This is a genomic window from Lapillicoccus sp. (assembly GCF_025353065.1).
Classification (GTDB): Bacteria; Actinomycetota; Actinomycetes; order Actinomycetales; family Dermatophilaceae; genus Lapillicoccus.
Genome location: NZ_JANXRJ010000208.1, coordinates 1 through 10,652 on the forward strand (window position 1 = coordinate 1; position 10,652 = coordinate 10,652).

The window sequence follows — 10,652 nt, forward strand, 5'->3', positions numbered from 1 at the left end:
ACCACCGACAGCCCCTCGTCCGTCACGATCACCAATCCCGTTGTCCACATGGGGTGTTCGTGACCTCTCGGTATCCACAGGGGACGAATCAGGGCTTGACAGGATCCCTCCTCGCCCCAGGTGCGCCGTCAAACAGGCAAAAGGTGGCCGGCGGCCCGGCATACCGGGGCAGGTCGGGCACGGCTGGTCCCCTTGTATGTTCGGCTGACCACGTCGTCCTGGCGCTGACCCAGCGGCGACCCAGCGCTGACCCGGCGATGGCATCGAAGCCGATGACTCTCAGCCAGTGACCGGAGCCGCTGCACGGGTCGGGACGAGCAGCCGTCTAGGGTCGGACCATGCGATTCGGCCTGACGATCCTGCCTGAGATCACCTGGCGCGAGGCCGCACCACGGTGGCGGGCCGCCGAGGAGCTCGGCTTCGACCATGCCTGGACCTACGACCACCTCGTCTGGGGTGGGCTGCCCGAGTCCCCGTGGTACGGCACGACACCCACCCTCACGGCGGCAGCCATGGTGACCAGCCGGATCCGCCTGGGGACGTTCGTCGTCTCGCCGAACTATCGTCACCCCGTCGCGTTCCATCGCGACGTCCAGTCCCTCGACGACATCTCGGGTGGCCGGTTCCTGCTCGGCGTCGGCACGGGTGGAGACCTCGACTCAGGCATCCTCGGTGGTGCCGTCCTCACGACGAAGGAGCGCGTCGAGCGCTTTCATGAGTTCACCCGGCTCCTGCTGCGACTCCGCGACGAGGACCACGTGACGAGCGCCGGCACCTGGTTCTCGGCGGCGGACGCGCGCACCCTCCCGAGGGTCACCGACGTACCGATCCTCATTGCTGCCAACGGTCCTCGCTCACTCAGGTTCGCCGCGCGATACGGCGACGGGTGGATCACCACGGGCGCCAAGGTCGACACCCTCGACGCCTGGTACGCCGGGCTGGCCGAGTCGGCCCGCCTCCTCGACGAGGCCCTCGTGGCCGCCGACCGCGACCCCACCACCTACCCGCGCTATCTCAACCTCGACTCCTCGCCAAGGTTCTCGCTCGAGAGCGCCGACCTCTTCACCGAGATGGTCGGCCGCGCTGATGGGCTGGGGTTCACTGACGTCATCACCCATTGGCCGCGCGCCGACGGCCCCTACGCCGGGTCCGAGACGGTCCTGGAAACCATTGGGACACAGACGATCCCGTCGTTGCGCGCCTGACGACCCCGGCAGGCCGAGGTGGTTGTCCGCGACGAGTGCTGGACCACCGCCTTCTCGCTGACGTGCAGGCGAGCGGCGATCGAGGCGTTCGAGCGACCCTCCGCGATGAGGGTGAGGACCTCGAGCTGGCGCGGGGTCAACCCCTCGAGGATTCCCTCCAGCGCCCGGGTCATCATGATCGTGACGACCTCGGGGTCCAGGGCGGTGCCACCCGACCCGACGTGATGCAGGGCAGCACAGAAGTCGTCGACATCAGCGATACGTTCCTTGAGCAGGTAGCCCACTCCACCACGCTCTCCCCGACCGTCGTCGAGCAGCTCGAGGCATAACGCCGTTGGACGAACTGGGAGAGCACCATGACTGCCGTCCCGGGGTGCTCGACGCGGAGCCTGAGCGCGACGTCCCGCCCGGTATGCCGCAGAGTCAGCTCCGGCGGCCCGTCTCCGCACCCGTTCTCGCGGTCGTCTCCGCGGCCGTGACGGCGTCGATGAGCCGCTTCGACGGGACTGCTGCCGGGTCGACCTTCGACCGGTCGGCGAGGCCGTTCGCCGACGTGGGCGCCGGCTTCTTGGGTGCATAGAGCCAGGCCTGGAAGAACCCGTCGAGGTCCTGACCGGAGAGCTGCTCGGCGAGCGAGATGAACTGCGACACCTGGCCGTTCACGTAGGCGTGCTGCCTGGCCCACTCCCTCATGATCTGGAAAAACGCGGGGTCGCCGACGCGGTTGCGCAAGGCCTGAAGGGTCATCGCGCCCCGGGTGTAGACCGCCCCGGAGAACTCCCGGTGCGCCCCGGGGTTGCCGATCGGCAACGTCCAGAAGCTGTCGCCCGCCGGGATCCCGTCGTAGCTGGCGCGCAGCAGCTGCTGCGCCGTGCCCTCGCCGTGGGTCTCCGACCAGCGCCACTCGGCGAAGGTCGCGAACCCCTCGTTGAGCCAGATGTCCTTCCAGTTCGTGACGCTCACGGAGTCGCCGTACCACTGGTGGGCCAGCTCATGGACGACGACGTAGATGTTGGACCCGCTCGACCAGAACCCCCGGGTGTAGACCGGACGCGTCTGGTTCTCCAGCGCGAAGCCGAAGTCCGCCGCCGGGGCGACGCCGCCGGTGACGTCGAACGGGTAGGGGCCCCACTGCTTCGCGTGCCAGTCGACGACCTCGGGCGAGCGCGCGAGGTCGGCCGCGGCATACCGGCCCTCGGCGCCGCCGTTCGCGGCCACGGCCGTCACCCACGGGAGTCCCGTGGCTGAGGTGCCCGACCGGACGTCGAACTGGCCGACCGCCATGAAGGCGAGGTAGGTCGCCATCGGCGAGCTCTCGCGCCAGGACCACGTGTCGGTCGTGCCCGATGTCGTCTTTGACCGCAGGACACCGTTGCTCAGCGCCTCTACCCCGGTCGGCACGGTGACCGCGATGTCGAAGGTCGCCTTGTCCCGAGGGTGGTCGTTGCTCGGGAACCACCACGCCGCGATCTCCGGCTCGCCCACCGCGACGGCCCCGTCGGCCGTCCGCACCCAGGGGTCGAGGCCGTCCACGCTGGTCTGCGAGGGGATCCCGGCATACTGCACGACGACGGTGAGGGGACGCCCGTTGCGCACCGGCCTCGCCGGGGTGACGACGAGCTCGTGGGGACCCTGCCGGAAGCCGGCCGCCACGCCGTCGACCGTGACCGACGAGGCAGGCAGGGCGAGGTCGAGGTCGAACCGGCTGAGGTCCTGGGTCGCTGTCGCCGTGATGGTGGTCGTGCCGACGACCCGGTCGTTGCTCGGGGTGTAGGAGACCGCGATGTCGTAGTGGCTGACGTCGTAGCCCCCGTTGCCGTAGAGCGGGTAGTAGGGGTCACCGATCCCCCGTGCCCCCGGTGAGGGGGCGGCGTACGCGGCCGTGGCGGCGACGAGCGTGCCCACGGCGACGGTGACCGCTGCTCGTCGCACCCGGCGATGGGATGACGGTCGACGCATGAGGTGTCCTCTCGAGGGGCGCGGCCCGCCCGGCCGCGTCGGTGACAGGGATCCTCCTCCCGGTTCGCCTCCGCCGCCCGTCGAGCGCGGCGCGCTCCCTGTCCGACGTGGCACGATGCGCGGGTGCCTGCCCGCCGACGTGTCGACCTCGCCCTCGGTCGCGCTGCCCTCGAGGTATGCCGCGGGGCCGGCTCGGACCTGTCGACGACCCCCCGCGCGGTGGTGGCCACGGCCGTCCGCTACACCCTCGAGGAGTTCGCCGCCCAGCACCCGGGACGGTCGGTCGAGCTGCGGGTCCCACCGCACGGCGCGGTCCAGTGCCTCGAGGGGCCGACCCACAAGCGGGGCACCCCGCCCAACGTCTTCGAGACCGATGCGGCGACCTGGCTGGCGCTCGCCACCGGCGGCGCGACCTGGTCGGAGGCGGTCGGCTCCGGGGCCCTGCGCGCCTCCGGGCTGCGGGCCGATCTGTCCGACCTGCTGCCCGTCGCCGGGATGTAGCGGTCAGGAGCGCCGGCGCCCGAGATCGCCTACGCTTGTCGAGTGGCCATCCAGCAACGTCCCCGCACGCAGCGACCCGCCTCGGGGCGACCCCGCAGCCCGGACTTCAAGCGCTTCATCATCACCGGTGTGATCCTCGGGTTCGTCGTCGGCGGCGCCCTCTCGGTGATCGGCGACGAGGCGCCCGGCTACGGCGCCGGGTCCCAGATCGGTTACCTCGGCGTCATGGGGGCCTTCCTCGGGGCCCTGGTCGCGGGTTTCGTGGCCGTCCTGCTCGACCGGCGGCGCTGACCTCCGCAGCCTTTCCCCCTCCGGACTCGCGATCCTCGCGATACGGGGGGGGGTCATCAGGGTCCGGGATCGAGAGGATCGCGAGTCCGGAAGGCGGGTACGGCTCGGGCCCGTGAGAGACTCGTCCTGTGGCACGCGGCGACGGTAGACTTTCCCACGACCTCAACGTTTTCGAACCCCGGGACAAGGGTCCGCAGGACGCCTGCGGCGTCTTCGGCGTCTGGGCCCCCGGCGAGGACGTCGCCAAGCTGACGTACTTCGGGCTCTACGCTCTGCAGCACCGCGGCCAGGAGTCGGCGGGCATCGCGACGGGCGACGGCGAGAAGATCCTCGTCTACAAGGACATGGGCCTGGTCAGCCAGGTCTTCGACGAGGCCGCGCTCAACTCGCTGCGCGGGCACATCGCCATCGGTCACACCCGCTACTCGACCACCGGCGGCTCGACGTGGGAGAACGCCCAGCCGACTCTCGGCGGTGACGGCGACAGCACGGTCGCGCTCGCCCACAACGGCAACCTCATCAACACCGTCGAGCTGCGCGACCTCGTCACCGAGCGGCTCGGCGCCGGCGCCTCCCGCCGCGGCGAGCTCGGCCGCGGCAACACCTCCGACACCGCGCTCGTGACGACGCTGCTGGCCAGCAACCCCGACCGCACCCTCGAGGCGAGCGCCCTGGAGGTCCTGCCCCTGCTCAAGGGCGCCTTCTGCTTCGTCTTCATGGACGAGCACACCCTGTATGCCGCTCGCGACCCCTACGGCGTGCGGCCCCTCGCCCTCGGCAAGCTCGACCGCGGCTGGGTGGTCGCTTCGGAGACCGCGGCGCTCCAGACGATCGGCGCCAGCGTCGTCCGCGAGATCGAGCCCGGCGAGCTCGTGGTCATCGACGAGCACGGCCTGCGCACACACCGGTTCGCGCCGCCGACGCGCAAGGGCTGCGTCTTCGAGTACGTCTACCTCGCCCGCCCCGATGCCGTGATCAGCGGTCGGGTCGTCCACGAGGCCCGGGTCGAGATGGGCGCCCAGCTGGCCCGCGAGCACCCGGTCGAGGCCGACCTGGTGATCGGCGTGCCGGAGTCGGGCGTGCCTGCGGCCGTTGGCTATTCGCAAGAGTCCGGCATCCCGTTCGGGCAGGGCTTCGTCAAGAACGCCTACGTCGGGCGCACGTTCATCCAGCCCTCCCAGACGCTCCGCCAGCTCGGCATCCGGCTCAAGCTCAACCCCCTCGAGCACACCATCCGGGGCAAGCGGCTGGTCGTCGTCGACGACTCCATCGTGCGCGGCAACACCCAGCGCGCGCAGGTGCGGATGCTCCGCGAGGCAGGTGCTCTGGAGATCCACGTGCGGATCTCCAGCCCGCCCGTGCAGTGGCCGTGCTTCTACGGCATCGACTTCGCGACGCGGGCCGAGCTGATCGCGACCGGGCTGGGGGTCGAGGAGATCCGGGCCTCGATCGGGGCCGACTCCCTCGGCTACATCTCCGAGGAGGGCATGATCGCCTCTACCGGCCAGCCGCCGACCGAGCTGTGCTCGGCCTGCTTCACGGGGACCTACCCCATCGAGCTGCCCGAGGACGGCCGGATCGGCAAGCACATCCTCGAGACGCTGCCGATCTCCGTGCGCACCGGTCACGACACCGACCTGCACCTCGAGGTCGAGATCGAGGCCCCCGCAACCCCCGCAGCCTCCGCACCCCACCCAGCCCACGCGACTCACGTCGTCCATCCTTCCGCCGACCGCGGGGACGCCGACGGGGTGTCGGTGGGCGTGTCCGGCGGGGCGGAGAACGCCCTCCTCCACCCTTGACCCACCCTCGGGAGACCCAGCCACAGGACCTGGCCCGGCTGCCGACCGTGGGCCTATCCTGAACGCTCCCCCTCGCAGACGCGGGCATGGTTGACTAATCCCACTGCTCCTGTGGGGAATAGGGAAATGGGGACGCGTGGGTGAGCACGGGGTGAGCGACTGCTCCACCACCGACCGGGGCGACGAGTGTCGTCGGGTCGTGGTCGTGGGCGCCGGAGCCGCCGGCACGCTGAGCACCATCGCCCTGCTGCGCCAGCTGGACTCGCTCGGCACCGCGGTCGAGATCGTGGTCGTCGACACGGGCGAGCCGGCCGCGGGTGGCGTCGCCTTCTCGACCGCGGATCCGGCGCACCTGCTCAACGTCCGCACCCGTGACCTCTCAGCGCACCTCGATGACGTCGGGCACTTCACCGCCTGGACCCCGCCCACCGCGGCGACCGACGAACCGGCGACCGAGGGACCGGCCAACGATCCCGACGGATTCCGGCCCCGCGGGGTCTGGGGGGCCTACCTGCGGGCCACCTTCGAGCAGACCATCGCGGCCGCTGCCGCGACCGGTCGGGTGTCGGTGGTGTCGGTCCGAGGCACCGCGACGTCGATGCAGGCCCTGCCCGCGCCGGACGCCACGCACCGGGTCGTCGTGGTCCTCGACACCGGAGAACGACTCGTCGCCGACGCCGTCGTGCTGGCCCTCGGGATCGAGTCGCCGGGCATCGACTGGGCACCGGCCGGCCTCTGCGCCTCCGACCGCTTCGTCGCCGACCCCTGGAAACCCGGTGTGCTGGCCCGGCTGGCCGAGGCCGACGGCGATGTGCTCCTCGTCGGCACGGGACTCACCATGGTCGACGTGGCCCTCAGCCTCGCCCGGCCCGGTCGGACGGTGCACGCCACCTCCCGTCGTGGGCTCGTCCCCGCCGTCCACGCGACCACCCGCATCGCGGGCGTCCCCTGCGGCCCCCTCGTCGCCGCCATCGGCGCGCAGACGAGCATCGCCCTTCCCATGGCCCGCAGGCTGGTCGCCGACCACTTGGCGGCCGCCGCCCGACGTGGTGACTGGCGCCCGGCCTTCGATGGGCTCCGACCCGTGACCGCCCTTCTGTGGCAACGACTCTCGCTCGAGGACCGGCGCGAGTTCCTCCGCACCGACGTCGCCCGCTGGGACACCCACCGACACCGTATGCCGGGCCGCACCGCGGCCGCCCTGGCCGCCCGGCGACGCGCCGGTGAGGTCGTCGTCGGCCGGGGCGAGGTCGTCTCGGTCTCGGAGTCAGAGACCGGGCTGCACGTGGTGCTCGGCGACGGCCGCGAGCTCGACGTCGCCCACGTCGTCAACTGCACGGGGCCCCAGGCCGACGTCGGGCGCAGCTCCAACCCGCTCGTCGTCGACCTGCTCGCCACCGGCGCCGGCGCTCCCGGTCCGCTGGGCATCGGGCTGGCGAGCGACCTCGCCGGCCGGCTGCAAGGCACGACCGACGGGGAGCATCCCCACCACTGGCCGACCTGGTGTGTCGGGGCACTGCGTCGCGGCGAGCTGTGGGAGTCGAGCGCCGTGCCGGAGATGCGCTCGCAGTCGGCGTCGGCCGCCGCTCACGTCGTGGCCCTGCTCCGAGCCGTCGACGCCGAGGAGGTGAAGCGGGCCGCTCCCATGCTCCGTGGTGACCCGGCGCCGCGCCGCGGCACGGCCCGTCCGGAGGACGGCCACGGGTTGCCGCTGTCGACGACGGCGGAGGCGGCCGCGGCATACAACCTCGGCCTGACGCGGGTCCTCTGCGTGCAGGACGGCGCCGACGAGGCGTTCCGCGAGGCCGTTGCCCTCGACCCCGGCTTCTCGCTCGGGCACGCGGCCCTGGCGCTGCTCGGCCACGAGCTGGGAGCCCACGGCGACGTGCAGGCCTCGGTCGCCGCCGCCCGCGCGACGCTCTCCCGGTGGACCACCGACCGGGAGCACAGCTTCGTCGACGTCGTGGCGCGCCGCGTCGCCGGCCCGGGAGCCGACGGGGCCGCCGCACTGATGGCCCACCTGTCCGCCCACCCGCGCGACGCGCTGGCGGTGAGCGCCGCCGTCCCGACGATCGCCTTCTCCGGGGTCACCGACCTCCAGCAGGAGAGCTGGGCGCTGGTCGAGTCGCTGCGACCGGCCTACGGCGACGACTGGTGGTATGCCGGGCTGCTCGCCTTCGTCCGGCAGGACCAGGGCCGTTACGACGAGGCCGACCGCCTCGCCGTGCGCGCTCTGCTCGAGGTGCCCGGTTCGGGAACCGCCGTCCACGCGCAGACCCACGTCTTCTACGAGACCGGCCAGCACGACGCCGGGCTCAGCTGGCTCGACCACTGGATCTCGACGTCCGGACGGCAGGCCTCCCACCTCGCGCACTTCTCCTGGCACGCGGCCCTCCACGAGCTGTCGCTGGGGTCGCTCGAGGCCCTGCACCGCCGCTACGACGCCGAGCTCGCGCCGCCCCACGTCTCGGGCGTGCGGGCCCTGGTCGACTCCGCGTCGCTGCTCTGGCGCTGCCAGATGACGGGGTCCTGGTCCGGCGACCTGCCGCTGTCCTCGGTGCTCGACACCATCGGACCGGAGCTGCTCGAGCGCCCGACGACGCCGTTCACGGCCATGCACGCGGCCGTCGCGCTCACCGCGGCCGGTGACCTCGCGGCCATGGCCCGGCTGCGTGCGCACGCCGCCGCCCGCCACGAACCCGTCATGCGCGACGTGGTCGTCCAGCTCTGCGACGCCCTCGCCGCGGTCGCCGAGCAGCGCTGGGACGACGCGGTGCGCACCCTGCGCCTGCTCGGGCCCTGGCTCGTCCAGCTCGGGGGCAGTGCCGCGCAGCGGGAGATCGTCGAGGACACCCTCCTCTTCGCGCTCGTCCGGTGTGGCCGCTGCGGTGAGGCGAGGACCTTGCTCGAGGCCCGGCTCGACCGGCGCCCGTCCCCTCTCGACCGGCGACGGCTGGACGCAGTGCCTGCTTGACCGGAGCCGAGCGTCGAGGCCGCACAGACCTCGTCACATGACCGGTCTGCCCGAGCCCCGAGCGCGGCCGAGCCAACCGGACGACCGTCGATAGGCTGGACCCGTGACAGACCAGGCGCCGATCACGTATGCCGATGCAGGAGTCGACGTCGAAGCGGGTGACAAGGCGGTCGAGCTGATGAAGGCGGCGGTCGCCCGGGCCCAGCGGCCGGAGGTCCTCGGCGGGCTCGGCGGGTTCGCCGGGATGTTCGACGCCAGCGCGATCGCCCGGATGACCCGCCCGATCCTCGCGACCTCGACCGACGGCGTCGGCACCAAGGTGGCCATCGCCCAGGCACTCGACCGCCACGACACCATCGGCTTCGACCTCGTCGGCATGGTCGTCGACGACATCGTCGTGTGCGGCGCGGAGCCGCTGTTCATGACCGACTACATCGCCACGGGCAAGGTCGTGCCCGAGCGGATCGCCGCCATCGTCGGGGGCATCGCCGCGGCCTGCGCCCAGGCCGGGGTCGCGCTCGTCGGCGGCGAGACCGCCGAGCACCCGGGGCTGCTGGAGCCCGACGAGTACGACTGCGCCGGCGCCGCGACCGGTGTGGTGGAGTTCGCGGACATCCTCGGGCCGCACCGGGTCGCGGCCGGCGACGTCGTCATCGGGCTCGCCTCCAGTGGGCTGCACTCCAACGGCTACTCCCTGGTCCGCCGGGTGGTCGCCGCCGCGGGCTGGTCGCTCGAGCGTGAGGTGCCGGAGTTCGGGCGGACCCTCGGGGAGGAGCTGCTCACCCCCACGCGGGTGTATGCCGCGGACCTCCTCGCGCTCGTCCGCACCGAGGGCCTCGACGTCCACGGGCTCAGTCACGTCACCGGGGGCGGACTCGCTGCCAACCTCGCCCGCGTCCTGCCGCCGGGTCTGCTGGCCCGGGTCGACCGGCGCACCTGGACACCGCCCGCGGTCTTCACGACGATCGGCGCCCTCGGCCGGGTGCCCCGATCCGATCTCGAGCGCACCCTCAACATGGGCGTCGGCTTCGTCGCGCTCGTGCCGGCCGACCACGCTGATGCCGCGATCGAGCAGGCTCGGGCCCGGGGCATACCGGCGTGGGTCATGGGCGAGGTGTCCGCCGAGACGGACACGCAGCCCGACCCGCGGTACGAGGTCGTCCGGGGGGCCAAAGGCGTGGTCGGCGGGGCCGTCCAGGTCGTCGGCGAGCATCCCGGCGCCTGAGCGCCCGGTCGCGCGACGCCAGAGGGTCAAGGTGGAGCGCGATCAGCCGACAGACGTCCGTCCGTCCCTGAGGGACCGGTGGTGGTTGGCCACCAGCCAACGCCCGCACGGGCGCATGAGGTGATTCAGCGGGAGACGAGCGTCACCGCTCGCCGGAGACCCACTTCCCGTACTCGTCGCCTTCGTCCTCATCGGGCTCGGATCGTCGATCCGGCTCGATGGACGGCGTGGAACCGTGAAGCTCACGCTCAAGCGCGCTGTAGTCGGTGTCGGGAGAGAAGTACTTCAGGTCCCGAGCAACCTTCGTCTGCTTTGCTTTCGCCCGGCCGCGCCCCATGGCGTGACCCCCTCATGCGTCAGCCGGGGTGGCATCACTCAGGTCGGCAAGCCAGCTTCGGCTTGTCGACCACCTGCGGAGCGGCCCCGGGAATCGTGTGTATTCGTGGGAGTAACGCTACCTCAGCCGGGGGGGTTCCGCGTACCCGACACCACCGGTCCGGTGGACCGGCGTCCGGGCCCGCGGACGGACCTGCGTCGGACCTTCGCGATCAGGCTCCCGGAAGCCACATCCCTCCGGGTGTCGCCGCCGCCATCCGCTCCTCGGCGAGGTGGTCGGCGGCCTCGGCGGGTGTGATCCCCTGCTCCTGCGCGCGAGTCAGGACGCGGGCGGTGGCGTCGTGGATCCCCGCCGTGCG

Annotated in this window: 9 protein-coding genes; 6 read left to right on the top strand and 3 right to left on the bottom strand. The window is 72.2% G+C overall.

The genetic code is table 11. The features are described from left to right. Positions 1-338: 338 nt before the first annotated feature. Positions 339-1,205 (top strand): LLM class flavin-dependent oxidoreductase, encoded by an 867-nt coding sequence (locus Q0R63_RS15885; protein WP_295699306.1) that lies wholly within the window; start codon positions 339-341, stop codon positions 1,203-1,205. On the opposite strand, the gene Q0R63_RS15890 is transcribed toward Q0R63_RS15885, so the two are convergent. Both Q0R63_RS15890 and Q0R63_RS15895 read right to left on the bottom strand, forming a co-directional pair. After that, complete coding sequence (locus Q0R63_RS15890; RefSeq protein ID WP_295699309.1) at positions 1,139-1,489, bottom strand: LuxR C-terminal-related transcriptional regulator; 351 nt, start codon at positions 1,487-1,489, stop codon at positions 1,139-1,141. The two genes, Q0R63_RS15885 and Q0R63_RS15890, sit on opposite strands and share 67 nt — an antisense overlap. Positions 1,490-1,628: 139 nt before the next feature. Continuing rightward, positions 1,629-3,164, bottom strand: a complete 1,536-nt coding sequence (locus Q0R63_RS15895) for a M1 family metallopeptidase (RefSeq protein ID WP_295699312.1) — start codon at positions 3,162-3,164, stop codon at positions 1,629-1,631. A 123-nt stretch (positions 3,165-3,287) separates the two neighbouring features. Between Q0R63_RS15895 and Q0R63_RS15900 the strand changes: the two genes are divergently transcribed. The 5 genes from Q0R63_RS15900 to purM all read left to right on the top strand — a co-directional run bounded on the left by Q0R63_RS15900 (position 3,288) and on the right by purM (position 9,957). Then, positions 3,288-3,665 carry a sterol carrier family protein gene (locus Q0R63_RS15900; protein ID WP_295699316.1) on the top strand — a complete coding sequence of 126 codons (378 nt, stop codon included), beginning with the start codon at positions 3,288-3,290 and terminating at the stop codon, positions 3,663-3,665. Positions 3,666-3,707: 42 nt separating this feature from the next. Continuing rightward, complete coding sequence (locus Q0R63_RS15905) at positions 3,708-3,956, top strand: hypothetical protein (protein ID WP_295699319.1); 249 nt, start codon at positions 3,708-3,710, stop codon at positions 3,954-3,956. 128 nt (positions 3,957-4,084) lie between these two features. Then, the gene (gene purF / locus Q0R63_RS15910; RefSeq protein ID WP_295699321.1) at positions 4,085-5,758 is read left to right on the top strand and encodes an amidophosphoribosyltransferase; all 1,674 of its coding nucleotides are present in this window, start codon (positions 4,085-4,087) and stop codon (positions 5,756-5,758) included. Between the two features lie 136 nt (positions 5,759-5,894). Then, the gene (locus Q0R63_RS15915) at positions 5,895-8,732 is read left to right on the top strand and encodes an FAD/NAD(P)-binding protein (protein ID WP_295699324.1); all 2,838 of its coding nucleotides are present in this window, start codon (positions 5,895-5,897) and stop codon (positions 8,730-8,732) included. A 103-nt stretch (positions 8,733-8,835) separates the two neighbouring features. After that, a complete protein-coding gene (gene purM / locus Q0R63_RS15920; protein ID WP_295699328.1) occupies positions 8,836-9,957 on the top strand; it encodes a phosphoribosylformylglycinamidine cyclo-ligase in 1,122 nt (373 codons plus the stop codon). 142 nt (positions 9,958-10,099) lie between these two features. Here the strand turns inward: purM and Q0R63_RS15925 are convergent, their stop codons facing one another. Continuing rightward, entirely contained in the window at positions 10,100-10,294 is a 195-nt protein-coding gene (locus Q0R63_RS15925) for a DUF3073 domain-containing protein (protein ID WP_295699331.1), read from the bottom strand. Positions 10,295-10,652 lie beyond the last annotated feature (358 nt).